This window comes from Companilactobacillus sp. FL22-3 (assembly GCF_054881455.1).
Window position 1 is genome coordinate 186,576 of record NZ_JBTYYZ010000003.1, and the last position, 22,193, is coordinate 208,768.

Annotated in this window: 25 protein-coding genes; 11 read left to right on the plus strand and 14 right to left on the minus strand. The window is 38.1% G+C overall.

The window, feature by feature from the left end:
- Window positions 1-66: 66 nt before the first annotated feature.
- The 7 genes from ACYT32_RS04260 to ACYT32_RS04290 all read right to left on the minus strand — a co-directional run bounded on the left by ACYT32_RS04260 (window position 67) and on the right by ACYT32_RS04290 (window position 6,482).
- Window positions 67-903, minus strand: a complete 837-nt coding sequence (locus tag ACYT32_RS04260) for a metallophosphoesterase family protein (RefSeq protein ID WP_395264534.1) — start codon at window positions 901-903, stop codon at window positions 67-69.
- On the minus strand, window positions 896-1,987 hold the full coding sequence (locus ACYT32_RS04265) for an ABC transporter ATP-binding protein (RefSeq protein WP_395264533.1): 1,092 nt from the start codon (window positions 1,985-1,987) through the stop codon (window positions 896-898). Before ACYT32_RS04265 ends, ACYT32_RS04260 begins: the two co-directional genes overlap by 8 nt.
- Before the next feature lie 13 nt (window positions 1,988-2,000).
- On the minus strand, window positions 2,001-2,819 hold the full coding sequence (locus ACYT32_RS04270) for a carbohydrate ABC transporter permease (RefSeq protein ID WP_395264532.1): 819 nt from the start codon (window positions 2,817-2,819) through the stop codon (window positions 2,001-2,003).
- A complete protein-coding gene (locus ACYT32_RS04275) occupies window positions 2,812-3,696 on the minus strand; it encodes a carbohydrate ABC transporter permease (protein ID WP_395264531.1) in 885 nt (294 codons plus the stop codon). The genes ACYT32_RS04270 and ACYT32_RS04275 overlap by 8 nt, the downstream gene beginning before the upstream one ends.
- Window positions 3,680-4,957 carry an ABC transporter substrate-binding protein gene (locus ACYT32_RS04280; protein ID WP_395264530.1) on the minus strand — a complete coding sequence of 426 codons (1,278 nt, stop codon included), beginning with the start codon at window positions 4,955-4,957 and terminating at the stop codon, window positions 3,680-3,682. The genes ACYT32_RS04275 and ACYT32_RS04280 overlap by 17 nt, the downstream gene beginning before the upstream one ends.
- Window positions 4,958-5,096: 139 nt before the next feature.
- Window positions 5,097-5,366 carry a hypothetical protein gene (locus ACYT32_RS04285; RefSeq protein WP_395264529.1) on the minus strand — a complete coding sequence of 90 codons (270 nt, stop codon included), beginning with the start codon at window positions 5,364-5,366 and terminating at the stop codon, window positions 5,097-5,099.
- Window positions 5,367-6,158: 792 nt separating this feature from the next.
- Window positions 6,159-6,482 carry a thioredoxin family protein gene (locus tag ACYT32_RS04290; protein ID WP_395264527.1) on the minus strand — a complete coding sequence of 108 codons (324 nt, stop codon included), beginning with the start codon at window positions 6,480-6,482 and terminating at the stop codon, window positions 6,159-6,161.
- A 167-nt stretch (window positions 6,483-6,649) separates the two neighbouring features.
- Here ACYT32_RS04290 and ACYT32_RS04295 point away from each other — a divergent pair, with 167 nt between their 5' ends.
- The gene (locus ACYT32_RS04295) at window positions 6,650-6,925 is read left to right on the plus strand and encodes a metal-sensing transcriptional repressor (RefSeq protein ID WP_395264526.1); all 276 of its coding nucleotides are present in this window, start codon (window positions 6,650-6,652) and stop codon (window positions 6,923-6,925) included.
- Between the two features lie 135 nt (window positions 6,926-7,060).
- Here ACYT32_RS04295 and ACYT32_RS04300 read toward each other — a convergent pair whose 3' ends face one another.
- The gene (locus ACYT32_RS04300; RefSeq protein ID WP_395264525.1) at window positions 7,061-7,762 is read right to left on the minus strand and encodes a VIT1/CCC1 transporter family protein; all 702 of its coding nucleotides are present in this window, start codon (window positions 7,760-7,762) and stop codon (window positions 7,061-7,063) included.
- 15 nt (window positions 7,763-7,777) lie between these two features.
- Entirely contained in the window at window positions 7,778-8,467 is a 690-nt protein-coding gene (locus ACYT32_RS04305) for a VIT1/CCC1 transporter family protein (RefSeq protein WP_395264524.1), read from the minus strand.
- A 190-nt stretch (window positions 8,468-8,657) separates the two neighbouring features.
- Here ACYT32_RS04305 and ACYT32_RS04310 point away from each other — a divergent pair, with 190 nt between their 5' ends.
- From ACYT32_RS04310 to ACYT32_RS04330, 5 genes are all read left to right on the plus strand, one after another.
- Window positions 8,658-9,119, plus strand: coding sequence for a Fur family transcriptional regulator (locus tag ACYT32_RS04310; RefSeq protein WP_395264522.1), 462 nt, complete (start codon window positions 8,658-8,660; stop codon window positions 9,117-9,119).
- On the plus strand, window positions 9,112-9,531 hold the full coding sequence (locus ACYT32_RS04315) for an arsenate reductase ArsC (protein WP_395264521.1): 420 nt from the start codon (window positions 9,112-9,114) through the stop codon (window positions 9,529-9,531). The genes ACYT32_RS04310 and ACYT32_RS04315 overlap by 8 nt, the downstream gene beginning before the upstream one ends.
- Before the next feature lie 121 nt (window positions 9,532-9,652).
- Window positions 9,653-10,558, plus strand: coding sequence for a metal ABC transporter solute-binding protein, Zn/Mn family (locus ACYT32_RS04320; protein WP_395264520.1), 906 nt, complete (start codon window positions 9,653-9,655; stop codon window positions 10,556-10,558).
- A complete protein-coding gene (locus ACYT32_RS04325; protein WP_395264519.1) occupies window positions 10,558-11,238 on the plus strand; it encodes a metal ABC transporter ATP-binding protein in 681 nt (226 codons plus the stop codon). The genes ACYT32_RS04320 and ACYT32_RS04325 overlap by 1 nt, the downstream gene beginning before the upstream one ends.
- Window positions 11,225-12,022, plus strand: a complete 798-nt coding sequence (locus tag ACYT32_RS04330; protein WP_395264518.1) for a metal ABC transporter permease — start codon at window positions 11,225-11,227, stop codon at window positions 12,020-12,022. Before ACYT32_RS04325 ends, ACYT32_RS04330 begins: the two co-directional genes overlap by 14 nt.
- Before the next feature lie 84 nt (window positions 12,023-12,106).
- Here ACYT32_RS04330 and ACYT32_RS04335 read toward each other — a convergent pair whose 3' ends face one another.
- The 3 genes from ACYT32_RS04335 to ACYT32_RS04345 all read right to left on the minus strand — a co-directional run bounded on the left by ACYT32_RS04335 (window position 12,107) and on the right by ACYT32_RS04345 (window position 14,595).
- On the minus strand, window positions 12,107-13,525 hold the full coding sequence (locus tag ACYT32_RS04335) for an MFS transporter (protein ID WP_395264517.1): 1,419 nt from the start codon (window positions 13,523-13,525) through the stop codon (window positions 12,107-12,109).
- Window positions 13,509-14,066: a PadR family transcriptional regulator gene (locus ACYT32_RS04340; RefSeq protein WP_395264516.1), complete on the minus strand. Its 558-nt coding sequence runs from the start codon at window positions 14,064-14,066 to the stop codon at window positions 13,509-13,511. Before ACYT32_RS04340 ends, ACYT32_RS04335 begins: the two co-directional genes overlap by 17 nt.
- Window positions 14,067-14,163: 97 nt before the next feature.
- Entirely contained in the window at window positions 14,164-14,595 is a 432-nt protein-coding gene (locus tag ACYT32_RS04345) for a Fur family transcriptional regulator (RefSeq protein WP_395264764.1), read from the minus strand.
- 128 nt (window positions 14,596-14,723) lie between these two features.
- Here ACYT32_RS04345 and ACYT32_RS04350 point away from each other — a divergent pair, with 128 nt between their 5' ends.
- The 5 genes from ACYT32_RS04350 to ACYT32_RS04370 all read left to right on the plus strand — a co-directional run bounded on the left by ACYT32_RS04350 (window position 14,724) and on the right by ACYT32_RS04370 (window position 20,081).
- Window positions 14,724-15,416, plus strand: coding sequence for a response regulator transcription factor (locus tag ACYT32_RS04350; RefSeq protein ID WP_395264515.1), 693 nt, complete (start codon window positions 14,724-14,726; stop codon window positions 15,414-15,416).
- A complete protein-coding gene (locus ACYT32_RS04355; protein WP_395264514.1) occupies window positions 15,413-16,795 on the plus strand; it encodes a sensor histidine kinase in 1,383 nt (460 codons plus the stop codon). The genes ACYT32_RS04350 and ACYT32_RS04355 overlap by 4 nt, the downstream gene beginning before the upstream one ends.
- Before the next feature lie 245 nt (window positions 16,796-17,040).
- Complete coding sequence (locus ACYT32_RS04360) at window positions 17,041-18,543, plus strand: AMP-binding protein (RefSeq protein WP_395264513.1); 1,503 nt, start codon at window positions 17,041-17,043, stop codon at window positions 18,541-18,543.
- A gap of 3 nt (window positions 18,544-18,546) precedes the next feature.
- Window positions 18,547-19,359: an ABC transporter permease subunit gene (locus tag ACYT32_RS04365; RefSeq protein ID WP_395264512.1), complete on the plus strand. Its 813-nt coding sequence runs from the start codon at window positions 18,547-18,549 to the stop codon at window positions 19,357-19,359.
- The gene (locus ACYT32_RS04370) at window positions 19,359-20,081 is read left to right on the plus strand and encodes an ABC transporter ATP-binding protein (protein WP_395264511.1); all 723 of its coding nucleotides are present in this window, start codon (window positions 19,359-19,361) and stop codon (window positions 20,079-20,081) included. Before ACYT32_RS04365 ends, ACYT32_RS04370 begins: the two co-directional genes overlap by 1 nt.
- Before the next feature lie 96 nt (window positions 20,082-20,177).
- Here the strand turns inward: ACYT32_RS04370 and ACYT32_RS04375 are convergent, their stop codons facing one another.
- Complete coding sequence (locus ACYT32_RS04375) at window positions 20,178-20,675, minus strand: PTS sugar transporter subunit IIA (RefSeq protein WP_395264510.1); 498 nt, start codon at window positions 20,673-20,675, stop codon at window positions 20,178-20,180.
- Window positions 20,676-20,686: 11 nt separating this feature from the next.
- Window positions 20,687-22,192 carry a PTS transporter subunit EIIC gene (locus ACYT32_RS04380; RefSeq protein ID WP_395264509.1) on the minus strand — a complete coding sequence of 502 codons (1,506 nt, stop codon included), beginning with the start codon at window positions 22,190-22,192 and terminating at the stop codon, window positions 20,687-20,689.
- Window position 22,193: the final 1 nt, after the last annotated feature.

The following is a 22,193-nucleotide window of genomic DNA, read 5'->3' on the forward strand; positions in this document are numbered from 1 at the left end:
GGGGTATTTTTGCGACTAAAAAAGACTACCTTTCACTATGGAAATAGTGGCAAGTAGTCTTAATGATTAATTAAAAACATCCTCATCTACAAATTCAGTATCTTCTACATCAACGTGACTAATCACTTCATTACTTTGATAAATACATTTGGTCTCTACACCAACATTTCCATCATCGATAGTAATCACGTCATAGTAAGTGGCATCGTAAACATAATGGATCTTATCGTTATCGCAGTTGATATGATAAGCGCTTGAATCAGCCGAATGCAGTAAAATATTGTCTCTTTCAAAAGACGTTTCAAAATGAATATGCCCTGAAAAGATAGCCTTCACCGAGGTATCCTTGACGACGCGCATCAAATCTTCTCCATCTTGTAAAATGCTGTATCTCATCTGATGAATTGCTGGTCCGTCAATTGGATGATGCAAGAAAATTACCGCATCATGTTTACTATTCATCAAATTATCTTCTAACCAGCTCAATTGTTGCTGGCCAATATAGCCTTGTTCATAATCGTGAAATTTGCTATCAAGAAAGTACAAGTCAGTTTTGCCAGCAGTAATTGAGTAATAATATTTACCTTGCGGCTCGCTTTTCAAATAACCAGAAAAGAAAGCTTTGCTCCTATCATGATTCCCCATGATAACTTGGAAGGGAACCTCTAAAAAGTCCTGATATTCTTGAATTATTTTAGCTAGTCTTTGATAATCTTGCTCATTTCCTTCATGAATCAAATCGCCCGTTATAACGATCAAATCAGGTTTATTTGGCATCTTAGCGATAGATTGAACGATGTTATCTAGCTTTTGATAGGGACTAACTTTTTGGTTATTAGCGTCAACGGCTCCTTGTGGCGTTAAGTGAGTATCAGTGATCTGGATAATTTTAAGTTTACTCATTGTTCCCCCAATATAAGTTCTCTTTTGTCTTCGTATCAAACAAAATCGATGATTTTTGATCAATTGTGATAAATACTTGTTCATTCAAAGTATAGGAATTCTCAGTCACTATGGCTTTCACATTTTTACCACTTTCCATTCTCAAAAGCAGCTGATTGAAGCGCCCGTAGTCAACGATTTCTTCGACGGTGGTAGCAATACTATAGTCGTTCATTTTTACTTTGGAACAATTCAAATGCTCTGGCCGTACGCCTAATAAATAATCTTGATAAGGCAAGTTATCGTTGGTTACTTGTAAGATGGTCTGACCATTTAAAATCAAGTTTTCTTCATCCAAACTAACATCTATGACATTTATTTGCGGTGTGCCAATGAACTGCGCTACAAACAAATTAGTCGGATGATTATAAATATTCTCCGGCTTATCGATCATCTGAATAATACCTTGATTCATCACGGCAATTCTGTCGCCAAGCGCCATCGCTTCTAGTTGATCATGTGTTACATAAACGATCGTTTGATGATTATTCTCATGTAAGTTTTGAATTTCATCCCTGGCCTTTTCCCGCAATTGCACATCAATATTGGAAAGAGGTTCATCCAAAAGAAAGATCTTACTCTTTTTAACCATACCTCGACCGACCGCCACCCGTTGTTTTTGACCACCAGATAATTGGGCCGGCAGTCTATCTTGATAATCTTCTAAGTTCAAAGTTTTCAAAGCTTTATCAATTGTAGTCTTTCGTTGTTGAGCTGGAACCTTATGAACTTTGAGCGCATATTCCAGATTTTGATAAACTGTCATGTTTGGGTACAGCGCATAATCTTGAAATACCATTGCGATCGTACTGCCATCGTTTTTAATTGAATCAAGACTCTGACCATCAATTTCGAGCTTTCCAGAAGTCGGTTTTTCTAAACCGGCGATCATTCTTAAAGTCGTCGATTTACCACAACCTGAGGGACCTAGTAAAACTAAAAATTCACCCGCTTTTATTTTAAGATCCATATTATTGATAATTTTCGTATTCTTGAATTGTTTACAAACACCAGTTAACTCAATTGTTGCATTATTCTCATTCATTAATGAATTTCTCCTACTTTAAACCGCTGTTACTAATACTGTTTAGAATATATTTTTGAAATACAAGGTAGATGATCAAAGGAAGAATCACCATGATCGTCGATAGAGCCATTGCCAGTGGAAAATTGGTCCCACCTTCACTTGAAATATAATTTTGTAATGCCAATGGTAACGTGAAGCTGGTCTTGTCTTTTAAGATCAACGTTGGCCAAACATACTCATTCCACGAGTTGATGAAAAAGATGGCTCCAACACTAACGATACTTGGCTTCAAAATTGGGATAATGATATTCAAAAAGATTTTCCGGTTAGGTATATTATCCACACGGGCCGCATCAATCAAGCTTCTTGGTATCTTCTCCATTGTCTTCAAGAAAATCATGATCCCGGTCGCATCACATAATTGTGGCAAAGCGACACCCAAAACATTATTCATCAGGTTTAATTTTGAAATCACTAAATAATTTGGAATCATAACAATCGTAAAAGGCACAAAAATTGTTGCTACAAAGACTAAGTAGATCCACATTTTTCCTTTAAATTCATAATTTCTAAAGGCATAGGCCGTCAATAATCCAGTTGCTAATTTTCCAATGGTTACGATTGAAGCCATCAAAAAAGTATTACCTGTTAGTCCCAACAAATTAATCTGTTTGTTCAATAAGGCGTAATTTTCCAAAGTTGGATGCAACGGTATCAGATTCAGCATCGTACTATATGAATCACGTAACGTTTTAAACGAATTCGAAATCATAAACAGGATTGGCAATAACGAAGAGACGACTATCAAAAGGAGCAGCAAGTGCCACAAGTTGATTTTTTTCCTAAACATATTGCTTAGTCCTCCCTTCCACAAACCGAATTTCAATGAACAATAGAATTAAAAAGATTATAAAGGTAACTATTGCTAAGGCCGAAGAAGTTCCAGTTTTGTATAAAACGAAGGCATTCAAGTATGTCTGATAGATCATATTGGAAGATCCGTAGTAAGGACCACCAGTCGTAATTACATTAATCGGCGTAAAAACATACTGCAGCCCTTGAACAATAGTTAAAATCAAAACATAAATCCCAATTCCACGGTTCATCGGTAATATCACATTCCAAATCAGTTTCCACTTGGGGATATTATCCACCGTGGCAGCGTCGATAATATTCTTCGGAATTGAACCCAAACCAGTCAAAAGCAGGATGAAATTATATCCAAAAACTTTCCAATTAGTAATAATGCAGATCACTGTAATGGCCATAATTCCCGAATTAGTCCAGTTTGGAAAATTAATACCAAAGTTTCGCAGAATGTATCCAACTGGTCCTGAGACTGGATTCAAGATCCAAGTAAAAGCCATTGCTCCAACAACTAATGAGAATAAACTAGGAATGAAGAACAATACTTTATATGTCCCTTGCATTTTTTTGATAAAGAATTTCACTACCAGCGAGATGAAATAAGGAAACACAAAATTCATAATTACCAAAAAGACAATATAGATCAAGGTATTGCCAATCACCTTTTGATTTACAGGATCTGTGAACACTTCAATGTAGTTTCTAAAACCAACAAACTCTTTTGTCGGTGCAATTAGGTTCCAATCAAAAAAGCTTAGATAGAAAGTGTAAAGAATCGGCACTATCATAAATACCGTCAATAAAATTGCCGTTGGCAATAAATAAAGAAATGGTAATATTTTTTTACTTCTGTTGTGCATTTATCTTGTCCTGAGCTGTTTTTAGAGTTGATGCTACATCACTGCCTGACAAAATCTTATCCCGGGCATCGATCATTGATTGTTCAGCTTGTAGACCTTTCTTAGGGAATGATGTCCAAGGAATTGCTTTATCTAAAGTCTTAACCGCTGGGTCCATCATTGGATTTGCTTTAACATAATCTTTGAATTCACTTGAATTTAAGGCCACTTTCGTAGATGGCAAATAACCAGTTCCCTTACTCCAAGCTACCGCCGATTCAGCTTTGTACATCCACTTTTCAAATTGCCAAGCTGCTTTTTGTTGTTCAGAATCTTGAGCAGTAATAGCGAGCATTGATCCGCCGACAGGTACAACTGTTTGATGACCTTTGAAATGTGGTGCAACTATTGCTATAGCATTGAAACTAGCACTCTTTTTAATGTGAGAAGCTTGGGCAATAGTCGTAAAAGCCATTGCTACATCGCCTTTCACGAATGAATCCATTCCTTGAGCCCATGGTGTATGAAGGGCTAATTTATCATTGACCATTTCTTGATAATATTTATATGCATTAATACCATCTGTACTGCCAAATGCGGCTTTACCACTCTTTTGAATCTTCGCTCCATTACTTAACATAAGTGCTTGTTGAGCCCAAGTATCACCAGGTTCTTGAATATAAAGTCCGTATTTTCCAGATTGATCATGAATCTTCTTTGAGGCTTTTTTAACACCTTCCCAAGTAGTTAGTGAATCTTCAGAGATATTATATTTACTCAAAATATCTTTGTTTAAGAATAATACCGGTGTACTCAATGAATATGGCAATCCGACCAAATTACCTTTACTATCCTTAGCAAAATCTAGCGTTCTTTTAACAAAGTTTGTCTCGATAAATTTATTGTTACCATCGAATTTTTTCGCTGCGTCCGTTGGCGTCATATATTTAAAATTACTTGCAAAATAGTTATCATAAGCCCAGCCAACTTGAACAACATCAGGAACCTTCCCAGAGGCTTGAGCTGATTGTAAGTTTTGCATTAATCCCTTATACATATCAGGATTATACTTAGCAGTAACTTTAATATTCTTATGTGTTGAATTAAACTTTTTAACTAAATCGTCAACAGTGGCACCACCTTGAGTTTGTGCATTAACGTGCCAATAAGTTATGTGTTTGACTGACGAAGCCGAAGTTTTTTTGCTACAACCAGTAAAAACGACTCCCATCAGTAAGATCCCCATTAATAATAAAACTTTCCCTATATTGCTATGTTTCATACTAATTTCCTCCATTCAATACCATAAATGTTAAGGAAAAAATGTATAAATAAAGTATGTTTAATGTTTAGAATCTGCAAAGTTTGTGTATATTTTCTTTACAAAAAAAAGACCACTTGAAGTGATCTTTTACTAGAAATCAAGGATATGTAACGAAACTATGAACGATCTCATAGCCAGTCAAATGTTGATCGTCAAGTTCATCGTTGATGATTCGATCGGGAAATTCAGCATGGTCGATTTCGTAAACTAAGAAGTATTTTGATTTGTCATCTGATGCATACCAGCGACCGATTGCCGACAATGTTGGACATGTATCAGGATAAAATTTCACGGGACGACCAAAGTCGATCGTAATAATTTCACCCTGCAAAAAAGTAACCAATTTTTGACCAAACGTTTTACTCATTTACACTCACCCCTATTAGATATGCCATCTATGTAACCGCTTACTTTATCACTGATAATATACCACCATTTTTAACTTTAATGTATTTTATTTTAGTTTCATTTTTGGGGAGTGCAGTTGTTTGGGTTCACTGCCGTCATCCGCTCCAGTTCTGGGGGATATGGAACGTGGTGGGCCGACTTGGAGCCAAGAAGACCGCTTGTCTTCAAGCTCGTCCTTTTACTAAATTGGCAAAAGACGCCAATTAAGTAAAATTTCACCACTGATATCCCCCAGAACTTCCGCTCCTGACTAGGGTTACTGCATATTTTATTTGTTAGTGATATGTATAGGAATCCTACGTTCCTTATTTTGCTTGGTAGGAGTGGAAGCTGGAAAACCTTGATGCTTAAGAGCAAAAGATAAAAAGCAAGACAAAAAAAGTATTGAATTGACTTATGTTTATATCAATTCAATACATTATTTACTTTCTATCAAAGATATTAATTCATTTAAAGACACCGGTTCATTTTATCTTTTAAGGATTTAAATTTTTGACTTTAATCTTTAGCCTTTGAACTTGCCTTAGCTCTTGAACTTGTTCACTTGAGGGTTATCCAAACATGTTTTAACAACCTAGGCTGTAGTGAGAGCTCTGAGGGGTCTCAGCCATGAAATTGTTCTTAGTGGGCGAAGCACACTTAGAACAAGGCTCGACTTTGAAACAATTGCGAACTTCAATTGGTTCAAAGCGATGCCCATGGCGTTCCAGACCCCTCAGAGCCGAACGGAAGCCGGCAGTGAACTTATAAACTACATGTACTTTTCAAGTGCCATCTTAAACTTCTCTTCAGGTTGATAACCAACCAAACGGCCAACCACGTTGCCATCCTTCTTGATGATGAAAGTTGGAATACCTTGGATACCAAAATTGTTTGGTGTCTCTGGATTGTGATCAACATTCATTGAAGTAAACTTGATCTTGTCCCCTAACTCATCCTTAGAAGATAACTTCTCCAAGATTGGGTTCATCATTTTACATGGAGGACACCAATCTGCATTAAAATCAGTAATAACTAGTCCTGTACTAGTTTCATCGTTATACGTCTTGTCTGTTAGCTCAGTAATATTAGCCATTATTCAATTCTCCTTCTCATTAACTTTGCATATACAATATACCCCCTAGGGTAAATTCACGCAAATATTTTGTTTTACTAGCATTTATCCTTTTAAAAAAGCAAATATTTGCTTACCGGTACCCGTGCGGGTATACTTTAAATAAGAAATTAATTTGGGAGGTTATTATGGCTCAAACACCCGAAGAAAATGTGGCGGCGAGAAAAAAAATCACTACTCGGCTCAAGCGTTCCCGTGGACAGCTCGACGCTGTTTTGAGAATGATGGACGAAGATAAACCCTGTGATGATATTTTAATGCAATTATCCGCTGTTAAATCTAGCGTTGATAAGGCGATGAAGTTGGTCATTGCTCAAAATATCCGCCAAAATACTGACTGTAAAGATTCAGCTCAATTAGCGGAATTACAAAAATCTCTTGATTTGATGTTAAAGACAAAATAAGTTTTGGAAAATATCTTTACCCAATTTTCACATAATAAATATCCCAGTGAATTAACCATCACAGATGATTGATTCCTGGGATTTTTTGCGAAGAAATTGTAATTCTTAGTCAAACTTATTTTACAAAACGAATAATTAAAGCATCAATCCGACTGAATAGTGAATTGCCATTGTGATTAGACCAACGATAATATTTCTGATCATAGCAGTTTTGACCAAACCATCACCTAACTTTGCACTTAAGAAGCCAGTTAAGGCCACGGACAAAGTCACAGCTAAAATTGTACCGGGCCATTGAATTGACACTGGTAAAAAGGTCATTGCGACTAATGGGAAAATTCCACCGGAAGCGGCTGAAACTAGTGAAGAAAAGGCGGCATCCCAAGGATTCATATAGTGGCCTAGTTGCAAATCATACTTAACTCGAACGACTGTCCCTAGGGCATCTTTTTTCATCAATTCTTCAGCAATCTTTGTAGCTGTATCTTTGGTAACGCCACGTTCTACATAGTAATTAGCTACCACAGCTAGTTCACTTTCATAATCGGTCTTGATTAGGTCACGTTCTTTTTCAATTGCAGCTCTTTCGGTATCCTTTTGAGAGCTAACGGAAGCATATTCTCCTGAAGCCATTGAAAAAGCACATGCTAACAAATCTGACAAACCGGCAATAAAGATCGTAAATTGATTGGTTGTCGCAACCGCCACTGAGAAAAGTACGCCGACGACTGTCAAGATACCATCATTTGAGCCTAAGACACCTGCTCGCAAGGTATTAGAACGTTCTGCCATGGTCTTTTTTTGTTTTCTTGGTTTAGAAATTGTCACTTGTTTCATTATCTTCACTCCCTATTAATGCGCAAACAGCGAACCGATCGCATAAGTTACAAACATTGTTAATAATCCTGAAACCACATTTCTAATAACCGCTTTGAAACGATTGGCTCCACCTAAAGCTGCTGCTGTATATCCTGTAATCGACAAGGCAATGATGACAGCGATAACGGTCGCAACCATCTTAATATCTTGGGGAAACATTGTAATTGAAACTAGTGGCAAGATCGAACCGGTAGGAAATGAAATCATTGATGCCAAAGCAGCCGCAATCGCACTAGTCTTTTCTTTCGGATTAAAACCATATCTTTCACGGACTGCTACGTCCAAAGGATCATCGCTCAACATTTCTTGAGTAGCTTGTGTGGCTAACTCATTGGAAATCCCGGTTGCTTGATACTTGTCACGAATAAAGCTGAACTCTTCTTCATAATGACCATCTAACGCCGAAGATTCTTTCTCTAGAGCTCGTTTTTCACTATCACGTTGAGTACTAACCGAGACCCATTCACCCATCGCCATTGAAATAGTTCCAGCTAGCATACCTGCAATTCCTGATAGAAAAATGGCTCGACTATTACTCTGTGCACTGGCAACACCGATTACGATCCCGGCAACTGAAACAATCCCATCATTGGCACCCATGACGCTGGCCCGCATAACGTTGATTTTTTCAGCTAAGCTTCGTTGTTTCTTTTCTTTAGCCATATTTTGTCACTCCTTAGCTTTATCTTACATTGGAATGGTTCTCACTTACTAACGAGTTCATACTAACGCATGTTTCTTTAAAAGTAAACAATTAACTGTTTCAACAAAAAGGATAGATTACTTGGAATTATCACAGACTCCGTATTATAATTAACTTGTAATGATTCTTAGGTAGAAAGGAAGATTGCTCATGGCTAGTAACGCAGTAATGGAGGAAACTCTGCAAGTTTTAAAAGATCATAAATTAAGAGTCACTCCGCAAAGACATATTATCTTGGCTTATATGGTTAGTCATCATAATCATCCCACGGTCGAAACAATCCGTGATGCCCTCAGTAAAGAATTACCAAATATCGGGTCATCTACGATCTACAATACGTTGAATACTTTTGTTGACCATCATCTCGTGGTTGAACTGCAAAATGGTGATGGTAGTACTCACTACGATTACTTTGGTTCACCCCACTATCATGCCATTTGTACTAACTGCGGTCGGATCGTTGACGTCACTTATCCTGGCTTTAGCGATACTGAAAAAAACCTCGAGCAAAAAACAGCTGAGATTTCTGGCTACATGATTTCCGGCAATCATATGGAAGTCTATGGTTTGTGTCCAGAATGTCAGATTAAATTAGGTATTAACAATGACTAAAAGTATCTATTTCCTCTGTAGCGGCAACTCCTGTCGTGGTCAGATGGCCTTGGGGTATACTAAAAAATACTTGCCCGATTGGGAAGTTCAAAGCGCTGGCGTACGGGCTGAAGCTATTGATCCCAAAGCTGTGCAAGTAATGGCCGAAGACAAGATCGATATTTCACAGCAGCAATCTAAAAAGATCGATGACTTATTCTTGAAACATGCCACGGTGATCGTTACTTTAAGCGGCGAGGCTCGAGACAAAAATATCATCCCTCAAGGAGCTCGCTGGTTGCACTGGCCTATCGCTGATCCTACCTTAACTAATGGCAATGATGACGAGATCATGCAGGCGTATCGTAGTGTCCGAGATGACATTAAACAACATATTTTAGAATTAACTGATTACATCAATAAACACCAATAAGCTAGGCCTTTGTGGGTCTAGCTATTTTTTTGTCGTCAACTAGATAGTAAAAATTACTATTTACATCTAAAAAGGATTAATGTAAGGTTAAATAGTATTTTTTATCATTAAGGAGAAAAGCATGAAATATCATAACCAAAAATTTTTCGGAATCATTTTTACTTTTTTAGCTTTCATTTTAATTCTGGCGGCTTGTTCTAACAAAACTGCTTCGACAAACCCCGATAAAATAAAAATTGTGACTACGACTGACTTTTACGCCGATGCTGCTAAGACAATCATTGGTAACAAAGGGTCTGTCACTTCCATTATTAATAGTCCCTCCGTTGACCCCCACGATTACGAACCAACGACTAACGTGGCAAAAATTGTCACTAAGGCCGACTTTGTTATCGCTAACGGCCTCGGTTATGACGCTTGGATGGATAAACTCAATACGAATGGTCAATACATCAAAATTGGCGAAAAAATTATGCACAAAAAGATCGGCGATAATCCGCACATCTGGTACGACCCGCAAACTATGATCCGCTACACTAATTACTTAACCAAAAAACTGAGCCAGAAATATCCTCAGGACAAAGCGTATTTTGAAAAGAATGCCCAAAAGTACTTAACTACGCTTGAACCTGTTCAAAATGAACTAATCCAATTAAAAAAAGCTGCTCAAAAGTTACCTAATAAAAATGTCTATGTCAGCGAACCAGTCTTTGATTATTCTTTAGCTGCCATTGGTTTAAAGGTCACAAATCAAAAATTCGAAGCCGCAATTGAAAATGGTACTGACCCTTCCCCAGCGGTAATCAAAGATATGCAAAAGGAAATTACTGACAAACAAATTGCTCTATTTGTCCTCAATACTCAAGCTGATAGCAATATCGTGGAGAATATGGTCAAACGTGTGCAAAAACAACAGTTGCCAATCTTAAAAGTCACTGAAACTTTACCCCAGGGCAAAAATTACCAGTCATGGATGTTGAGTCAATATCAAGCCTTAAACAAAATCCTAAAAAGTGAGTCCAAATAATGATTGAAGTCAATAATTTAACCAAAAAATTCGGCCAACAATTAGTTTTCAAAAAGATAAACTTTACTATCAAACAAGGGGAATTTGTCAGTTTGATTGGTACTAATGGCTCTGGTAAAACAACCTTGATTAAAATATTGTTAGGTATAGAGTCTCAGACTACTGGTCTTATTACTATCAATCAACGAAAGATCGGCTATGTTCCTCAGTTTCGCAATATAGATAACGATTATCCCTTGAGTATTAAACAATTTATCGATTTAAACTTAAAATTCACCCTTAACTTAAAGAAACGTCGTCAAAATAAGGCCCTGCTACAAAAAGTCATCACGAAAACGCAGCTTTCTCAGATCCAAGATCGTCCTTTAGGATTGATATCGGGCGGCGAGAAACAAAAAGCCTATTTAGCTCAAGCTTTGTTAACTCAACCTGACGTTTTGATCTTAGATGAAGCGACTGCTAGTTTAGATGTTGCTGTCAAAAGGCAATTAATGGATCTGGTGCGAGAATTAAATCAAAAAGAACAACTAACAGTAATCTTAATTACTCATGATTACGAATTAACCAAAGAATACACTGATCGAGTTTTATTATTTCAAGATAAGACCCTCAAAGAAATTGCCTTAACCGACGTCTCTGAAAATATGTTTGCGCAGGAGGAAAAAAATGTTTGCTTATGATTTTATGCGTAACGCCTTTATTGCCAGCACTTTTATCGCTATAACGGCGGGATTAGTTGGCGTCTTCGTCGTTGCCCGCAACATGTCCTTTTTGTCACACACCTTGTCCGAGATCGGTTTTGCTGGAGCTGCTTTTGGTATCTTGGTTGGTCTAACGCCGCTTGTAGGCATGATAATTTTTACGCTGATCAGTTCGATTGCGGTTGGCAAATTGAGTAATGAAGCCTCCCGCCGTGAAGCTTCCATCAGTGCAATTTCTTCACTATTTATCGGTTTAGGCATTCTCTTTTTATCGCTTTCTGCCCAATCCAGTAGCTATGCTACTAACATTCTCTTCGGAAGTATCGTCGGTATCAGCACACCAGAAGTCAAACAGTTACTAGTGCTTGCTTTGTTTGTAATAATCGCTTTTGTAAGTTTTTATAAACCGTTGGCTTTTGATTCATTCGACCACATTGGAGCACAGGCAGCTGGCCAAAATTCAACTTTTCTCTCCATTATCTTCTTAATCACTCTAGCTTTAAGCGTCAGTATCGGTGCACAGATTGTCGGTTCATTACTGGTCTTTGTATTGTTGACCCTACCCGCAGCCACGGCCAAATATCTCGTTCATACGGTTCCACAGATGATTTTAGTCTCCGTTGGATTATCTTTGATTGGCGTTTGGTTAGGTCTGTATCTGGCTTATATCACCAATTGGCCGGTAACCTTTTTTATTTCGACTTTTGAAGTCATGATGTATTTTTTCAGTTTAGGTTACAAAAATTGGAAATTAACTCACTAACGCTGTAGCAAAAAGGCCCCCCGCTTCTATAAATTTTAGAAGCGGAGGGCCTTTTTATCAGTCAAAGTCACCTTTAGCTTTTGATTATTTTTTAAACAAGCGGACACCTGTGATAACTGTAGCTATCAGACAAATGACAAAGGAGACTATGAAAGTAACGTGCATTCCAGTAATAAAGATCTCCGGTTGAGCTGGCAAATATGAAGTTACCGTTCGACCAGCGGCGTGGCTCATTGCAGAGAATAACACAGTCGTAGCAGCCGAAATACCAACAATCATGCCTAATTCTCGACCTAAAGCGCTAATCCCGCCAGCAATCCCAAAGTCTTTCACATCGACTGAACTCATAACGATCGAGTTGTTGGGAGCTTGGAAGATTCCATTTCCTAAGCCAACTAAGCCCACGAAAAACATGAAGATCAATAATGGCGAAGTTAAATTGACAAACAGATAACCGACCTGACTGATAGAAATCAAGATCAGACCGATAAACGTCAATAATTCTGGACCAATTTTATCCGAAATAGCACCGGCCACTGGGGCAACAACGACTTGCACGATAGGAAAAGTCATCAAAGCATAGCCGGCGTAATTAGCAGCCATACCACGAGCATTTTCCAAATAAAACGGTGATATAACGTTGAAGAAGAAATTAGCCACGAAAATTAAAAAGGCACAGAAGATACTAATTGAAAAATCAATATTTTTGAAGATCCGTAAATCTAAGACGGGATGTTCGATTCTTAGTTCGATCCGAACGAAGATAATAAAACTGATTAAAGCTACTAGGAACAATATTAAAATCACTGGCTGTAAGAAACCAATTTCTTGACCTAAGAAGACGCCAGCAAACAGTGTCACCATAACTAATGCAAATAAGAAAGAACCAATTTTATCGATTTTTTGCTTAGATAACGTAATATCTTTTGGCAAGACTCTCATTCCTAACAAAACTGCCACAATTCCAACAGGTACATTCATCCAAAAAATGTAGCCCCAAGGTAAGTGAGCTAAAATCAAACCACCGACACCAGGACCAGCAATACTGCCCAAAGCGACGAATGATCCAATCATCCCCAAAGCCCGGCCGCGTTCAGAAAAGGGAAATACTTCCGTGATAATTCCATTATTAGTACTCATTGTCATCGAAGCCCCAACAGCTTGTAATGATCTAGCAGCTAACAGAACAATCAATCCTGAATTAAAGCCACAGAGTAGTGAACCGACAGTAAATAAAATTGAACCAATTTTAAAAATTCTGATCTTTCCATAAGCGTCACCGAGCTTTCCAAATGGCAACAACAATGCACAGATGACAATCAAGTAAATTGAAACGACCCATTCGGCTTGATTCATCGGAATCTTTAAATCTTTACTCATTACTGGCAAAGCAATGTTGACGATACTTCCATCCAAAGTCGACATGAAAGTAAACATACAGACTGCTACCAATATTAACCAACGGTGTTTTTGAATTGCAGGATCTTTAGCAAAGCTTTCCATATATTAACGCCCCTTTTCGTTCTTCTAGAAGTTTACTAACCCAATCTACTTGAACTTGGGCATGTTTGATTTGTAATTGTTTGACCAACAGCGCATCCTCGATATCTTTTTGCAACATGTGTGGATTGTCTGCTAATTCTTCTTGTGAATCGATAATCTGTTGTAACTTGGTCATGGAAAAGTTACGAAAATCTGTTAGGACATTAACTTGTTGATTCTGATCTAACAAATGTAAAAATTGGATCTTCATCAAAAAAGTAAATTGTGTTTTCTTATTGATTGGAGTTGGTTCCGTAGCCATTTTAAAAAAATGTTGTCTGCCAGTGACCGTAATAGTTGCCAATTTCTGAGGGCGCCCACCACAAGATTCTTGATAATTTAATTTGATTTCACCAGCTTCAGCTAGTTTATCAAGGATCGGATATAGAGTGCCAAAACTGATCGTCTGATCGGCTCCAGCAATGCTTCTAAAAGCCTTGCGTAAGGCATATCCAGTCATTGGATTATCCATCAACTGTCCTAAGATAAATAGTTCGTACAAGTAATCGCCTGCTTTCCACAATTTCCCATTGTATATCGATTCGATACACTGTACAAGTTAAAGCAAAAAAAATAAGCAGAGCCTCAACAGACTTTGCCTATACTTCAACCTCTAGCTTCTTAATACATTCTGGACAGAGGCCATACACCTCAATCGTATGTCCTTCAATCATATATCCTGGCAATTGCTTTTCAAAAAACTCGATGGGACAAGACTCTATTTCCGTTACTTTGCCACAATTCTTGCAGACAAAGTGATGATGATGCCGATGATCAAAATCACACTGATATTTCACTAAAGTCTTATCCTTTTCTTGATATTCGACCAAACCAATTTCAGCGAACTCTTTCAAGTTACGATAGATCGTATTATTGCTCATCCCCGGGTAAAGGGTCCGCATATAATTTGCAATATCATTAATCGATACATACTGCACAGTAAACTTTTGTAGATAATCGATCAAGTCAGTTCTCTGCTTCGTTATCTTGTAATTGTTCTGTTTAAGAATCTTAAGTGCTTTTTCCAAAATCTCACCCTTTTCATTAGTCTTTTTAGTATAACACAATTAGTAATTATTACTATTTAATATATTTTAGTTAGAATTAAGACTGAATTGATATTATAATGATTAAAAATTAATCATTGGGAGATTTGTTAATGAAAAATACAATATTAATTGTCGAAGATGAACGTAGCCTTTCCAGCTATGTAAAAAAGGAGCTACAATTTGAGGATTTTGAGGTCGTCGTAGCCAATGATGGGGCTGAGGCGATGGACCTTTATGAAAAATATCAAAACGAATTACTCTTGATTTTATTGGATTGGATGTTGCCTAAACTTGATGGTATGGAAGTTTTGCGGCGAATTAGAAAGCACGATCAAGTACCCGTCATTGTGATGACCGCCCGCGACTACATCGGTGACAAAGTGGCTGGCCTGGATAACGGTGCGGACGACTACATCACTAAGCCGTTTGAAATTGAAGAATTATTAGCCCGAGTCCGTGTGATCCAACGACGCACAGAACATTTGGCTGAACCTGATCAGACATATCAAATTGCTGACTTAATTCTAAATACCAAGTCTCACCAAGTTACAAGAGATAATGAGAATGTCCAATTGACACGTCGAGAATATGACTTACTGTTGTTTTTCCTACAACACACTGGCAAAGTCTTCACACGTGATGAACTGCTTGATAACGTCTGGGGCGAAGACTTTCTCGGACAACAAAATGTGGTCGATGTCTATGTTGGATACTTACGTAACAAAGTTGACGGCAAAAATAATAAGCCTTTGATCCAAACTATTCGTGGCGTTGGCTATTCGCTTGAGGATGTGACCGAATGAATAATCCCAGATCATTAACTTATCAAGCCTTAATCAATCAAGGTATCCGGAGACTTGTCATCATCATTACCTTGTCTATCAGCGCTTTAATTTTGCTGGTAGTTGGGGTCCAACAGTACTCTCAAACAGTTCATGAAGCCAACGGACAAATGATGAGTCTCTATCGAGCTAACATTGATGATATCCCCAGTTTCATTCAGTGGAATAATCAAAACAACCGTCACACCAAACAAAATACTATTATCCGAGTGAAAACCAAGAAATCTTCAATCACCGCTGCTTCTAATCGCACTGGCCAAGCAATCATGACAACTTCAGCCTCCCAAAGGTTTATCAGTCAACGAAAATATATCGTCCTGCCCGGACAACATATCGTCTACGTTCCAGGATACGGTCTATTTCTCTTTTACACTAAAAAAGATAGCGATACAACATACCAACTCTGGACCAGTCTGAGTCGTCTGATCAATAGTTTAGCTTTATTATTGATCTTCATTATTATCATCGTCTTTGTAACACTAGGATTTGGAACTTGGTGGGCTCAACAATTAGCCGCTAAACTGAGTGCTCCTACAATTAAATTAGTAGATGAAATTCATCGTACAGCCAATGATACTGTCGACCAGCCTACTCTAAAAGTTCCTGACAATCCTCAAGAAATTAAGGAACTGGGCGATGCCTTCAACGAGTTACTGAAGACCCAAAATCAGCGTTTACAGCGTGAAAAGGACTTTGTTTCCAATGCCTCGCACGAATTAAAGACTCCCATTGCCGCAATTCGAGGCAATATCACTTTGATCAAACGTCATGGTGACAAACATCCCGATGTTATTCCCGAATCCCTTGGCTTCATTGATGAAGAGTCCCTGCGAATGCAAGACTTGATCACTAACTTATTGCACCTTTCTCGCGCTGATCGAGCTGATTTAGTCTTAGAAAAGACTGACCTTTCCAAAGTAGTGAACCAAATCGGTAGCCAGTACCAAAAGACCATACCAAAATTACAACTAGACATCGAACCTGATATTTCGATTTTAGGCAATACCGATACTTTAAAGCAGATCATCGTTGCCCTATTGGACAATGCCCACAAATATTCTCCTGAGAAAAGTCCGATTGTTTTGGCGCTCAAACAACAAGAGCAGAAAATTTATTTGGACGTGAAGGACCAAGGTATGGGAATTCCTGATGACCAAAAGGATTTGATTTTCCAGCGTTTCTATCGAGTTGATACGTCTCATTCAACCGAAATCAAAGGTAGCGGCTTAGGTCTGTCAATTGTCTCGCAACTAGTCAAAATCAATAACGGCGCAATTTCTGTCTTAGATAATCAGCCAAAAGGTTCAATCTTTAGAATCACCTTTGACGAAATTTCTTAAGATCATCAATACCGGATTAAAAGCCTGTCTTTTCAATAGTTTCAACCAATACCCTCTGACTCTAAATACAGAATCAGAGGGCATTTTTTGTTCAATCATAAGAAATTCTTAGATAAACCTTATCAAACCTAAGTAGTTGCTAAAAAGAGATGCTTGTAAACTATGGTTATTCAATCGAAAGGACAACGAGTTTCTAGTAAGAACTATCCTCCCCCTAAAAGTTTATGAAACTCTGGTAAATAAATATGTCAGAACTCACAGAAAGATTACAACAACAATTAATGGCTGGCGTCAACCGTCCTTTGATGCAAGATGCAAATCAAAATTGGTACACCGGCAATGAACTTAACTTAGAAAAAAATGTTTGGAAAAATTATTGGGAAAATAAAGGTATCGGCCATAACGATATCGTCTTAATCAGCTTAACAAATTCAGTTACTTATAGTTTAGTTATCGAAAGTCTCTGGGATGTTGGCGCAATTGTTCAACCAATCAATCCCCAAACAAATGAAATTCAAATCAGTGAACTAGAAGATCAATATCATTATTCCGCAATTATTTTAGATGCTGAGACTAAACCATTCGATATTTTAAATGAGCTTTTTAATAATCAACCACGCCTCACAACTCTCCATGAACCAGAAGTTCAAATTTATCTTCGTAACAATCACATCACTCACCTAGCTGAGATTCCTGACGACGAGCAGTTGGCTTTGATTATGCATACCTCGGGAACAACTGGTAAGCCAAAACGAGTGGGCCTAACTCATCAACAATTACTAGCAGGTGCCTTTAACGTTATCGACACTCAAGAACTAACTCATGAAGACAGTACCTTTATTCTAATGCCAATGTTCCACATCAATGCGATGGTTATCTCAAACTTGGCAACCCGCCTTTCTCACGGACAATTGCTTTTTCGGCCTAAGTTCAGCGCCCACCTCTTTTGGAAAGATGTCAGTAGTGAAAAAGTGACTTGGGTTTCCTTGACTCCAGCAATTGTCGCCATTCTTTTACAAAGAGAAGAACAACCAAAATCTAATCAGCTTCGATTTCTCAGAACTGCTTCAGCCCCTCTGTTGCCAAGCATTCACGAGGAATTTAGCCAAAGATTTTCAATTCCATTAATCGAAAGTTATGGCATGACTGAAGCTGCTAGTCAAATTGCTCAAAATCCTTTGAATCATCCAATTCGAAATTCGGTTGGTATCGTCAAAGATATTCAAATCAGAATTTTAGACAGTAATCATCAAGAATTGGCTCCTAACGAAGTCGGTGAAATCGCACTGAAAGGTGAACAAGTCATCACTCATTATCTTGATCCCCAACCAGAAGCTTTTCACGACGGCTGGCTCTTAACTGGAGACCTAGGATCACTTGATTCTCAAGGTTACTTGCATATGGCTGGTCGTATCAAAGAAATGATCATCCGTGGTGGTGAAAACGTCAATCCACTGGCAGTTGAAGATTGTCTCCATGATTTAAAATTCATTAGAGAAATTGCTGTAATCGGAACTCCTGATTTAATCTATGGTGAAACTGTCACCGCCGTTATCGTTCCAAAGAAACTCAGCCATGATCATCGCCACCAATTAGCGTTGTTGAATGAATTAGCAAATGAGCAATTATTACCAGTTGAACGCCCAACCAAGTACATTTTCAGTACTCAGTTACCGAAAAATGCGACGGGAAAGATTCAACGAACACTTCTAGCTCAAGAAGTGACTCAACAACTCAAGGAGGCCTAATCAATGCAGAAACCAGTTTCAATTTCAACGGCTAAGCGCAGAAAATTTACCGTTCCAGTCGAAAAATTTTTACCATTCTTAATACCAATCATCGTAATTTTATTTTGGCAAGTCAGTAGTTCTTTGGGATGGCTTTCTAGCTCAGTTTTGCCATCGCCATTATCCGTCATTCAAGATGGAATCAAATTGACCGCTTCCGGCGAATTACCAAAAAACTTGAGCATCAGTCTTTATCGAGCCACAGTTGGCCTCTTGATCGGTGGTGGTATTGGCTTTATCCTTGGCTTCATTAACGGAATGTCTAAGACGAGCCGACTACTTTTCGATTCATCCATTCAAATGTTTCGTAACATCCCCCATTTAGCCCTTATTCCCTTAATCATTCTCTGGTTAGGAATTAATGAATCAGCCAAGATCTCATTGGTTGCTATCGGAACCATGTTCCCCGTTTATATCAATACTTTCCACGGAATCCAATCCGTTGACCCTGATTTAATTGAAATGGGTGAATCTTATGAATTAACTAAAAAGCAAATGTTTTTCAAAATTATTTTCCCAGCCGCCCTACCACAAATACTAGTTGGTGTTCGTTATGCTCTAGGTGTTATGTGGACTACTTTGATCGTCGCTGAAACGATCTCTGCTAGTTCTGGTATCGGTTATATGGCTAATAACGCAGAAGACTTTGTCGATATGGAAACAGTTGTTTTATGTATCGTCGTCTACGCTATTTTAGGAAAAATTTCAGATTTAATTGCCAAGAGTTTTGAAAGTCTCTTACTTGATTGGCAAAATACAGCAAGGAGTAATGCCTAATGAACAATACAATGATTTCAATAAAAAACGTTAATAAAATGTACAATAATTTGACCGCACTCCACGACGTCAATCTCGATATCAACCAAGGCGAATTTATCGCTCTAGTTGGAATGAGTGGTGGCGGCAAGAGTACCTTATTAAGATTGATTGCTGGATTAGAAAAGCCAACAGAAGGCTCTGTCACTATCAATCAGTCAGAAACTAAATCTTTGATACGCGTAATGTTTCAAGAAGATCGACTACTTCCCTGGATGTCCGTTTTAGACAATTTATCTTTTGGTTCAAAGGATAAAAATACTAAAGCGCATGCCCAAGAATTATTACAATTAGTCGAACTCGAAGACTACGCCGACCACTACCCTAATCAATTATCTGGTGGGCAAAAACAACGAGTCGCTTTAGCAAGAGCTTTAATGAGCCATCCGAAGATATTGCTGTTAGATGAACCCCTTGGAGCTTTAGATGCTTTGACCAGACGTAAGATGCAAGACTTGATTCTCGACATTTGTCAGAAACAAAATCTAACGACAATCTTAGTTACCCATGACGTTGAAGAAGCCGCTCGAATGGCCGACCGCATCGTCGTTATGAAGAATTCAACAAATTCGTTCGAGGAAACTTGCCCTAAGAACCGCAATGCCGGACAGATCGGTATCGTAGCTGATCGAGTTCTGGGTGAGATTCTTGAAGAAGAACCTGTAGCCGTTAAAACAGCTTAAAAAGGCCTCCAAAATTGGAGGCCTTTTTCTCTTTCAACTATAAATTTCAAAAAACAGCCTCTATTCCATTGCATTTTCGGAATAGAAGCTGTTTTTTTATTTAACCGTGGCGACCATCATTGCCGATCCATCATTAATAGCCGTAGAATCATTGGCTTCGATCTCAACACCTTCAACCTTATCAGTTGTATTAGTTATAATCGTTAGAACGACAGTATCTTTACCAGAATCCTCAACTTGTTGCAAATCCATAACTGCAATAGGTGTATGAACTCCGACCTTGTCCCCATCTTTAACTAAAATCTTAAATGGTTTACCTTCTAGATCAACGGTATCGAGTCCCATATGGACCATAATCTCTAATCCATTAGGCGTTTTAAAACCTATAGCATGTTTCGTTTTAAAAACTGAAGTCACTGTACCCTCAATCGGCGAATAGATTTTATCATCGTCTGGTACAACCCCGAATCCTTCACCCATCATTTTTTGAGCAAAGACTTGATCGCTCACATTTTCTAATGCTTGTACTTTACCCTTAACTGGAGCATATAATGTTTCAGTTAATTTTTTCTTACCAAATCCAAATAGTCCCATTAGCCTAACCTCTATTCATCGGTACCTAAAATACCATTAATTTCTTGACTGTAAAGATCGGCTTTGCCACCGTAAACGGCTTGTAATCCACCACTTACATCAAGAACAGCTGTTGCACCAAGATTCTTTAAAACCTGCTTATTGACTTTAGTATTATCAACTACAGAAATTCTCAATCTTGTTGCACATGCTTCAACATTTTGAATATTCTCAGCACCACCGAGAGCATCAATAATTTGATTTGATTGTTCATGTAAACTGGAATTTTTATCAGCGGTTGATTCTGAAGATGAACTATCGTCATCATCTACCATACCTGGAATGGCAACATGAAATTTAGAGATGCAGAATCTAAATACTACATAGTAAACTACGGCCCATATTAAGCCAAACCAGATAACCGTTGGCCAATTAGTTTTATCTTTACCTTGTAGGACACCGAACAATAAGTAATCAATGAACCCACCAGAGAACGAGTTACCTATTCTAATATTAAGAATATCAGCAAAGAAAAATGACAATCCATCTAGAAAGGCATGAATAACATACAACCAAGGAGCAACAAATAAGAAAGTATATTCAAGCGGTTCTGTAATACCGGTTAAGAATGAAGTCAAACCACCACTGAGATAAAGACCGCCATCCTTCTTTCTATTCTTCTTGGGAATTGAACGGTACATCGCAAAGGCAGCTGCTGGAAGTCCAAACATCATTGTTGCAAATCTACCAGCAAAGAAGCGTGTACCATAAGTAAATAGTCCAACATGATTTGGATCAGCTAATTGTGCAAAAAAGATATTTTGTGCACCAACAACAGTGTGTCCAGCAACAGTAGCTGTTCCGCCCAATGATGTATACCAGAATAATGGATAAATTGTATGGTGCAACCCGACTGCACCTAGTAAGCGTAATAAGAATCCATATAAGAAGGTACCAATACTACCCATTTTAGCAATGGCATGTCCAACGACAATCATTTGATCTTGAATTGGAGGCCAGATCATATAAAAAATTGCACCAATAAAAATTGCAGCAAATGAAGTAATAATTGGAATAAATCTCGAACCGCCAAAAAATCCTAAAAATTGTGGTAATTCAATTTTCCGATAACGATTGTGCAGATATGCAACCATACCACCAATTACAATTGAACCGACGACACCTGTATCAACCGTAGTACCTTTAGGTGAAAATAGCTGCAACAAACCTGCAATTGTAGCAGTATAAACTAGAAAAGCAACTGCTCCGGATAAACCAGCGGTTCCTTTATCACCATTAGCTAACCCTACTGCTAAACCAACTGCGAAAATCAAAGCAATATTTGAGAATACTGCATTACCAGCAAAACTCATGACCTTTAAAATTGTTTGTAGCCAAACTGCATCTAACCAAGGATAAGCTTTAACGGCAGCATCATTTGTCAAGGCACCACCTAAACCTAGAAGAAGACCTGCTGCAGGTAAAATAGCAATAGGCAGCATGAAGGCTCTTCCCAGTTGTGAGAACTTCTTAAACATA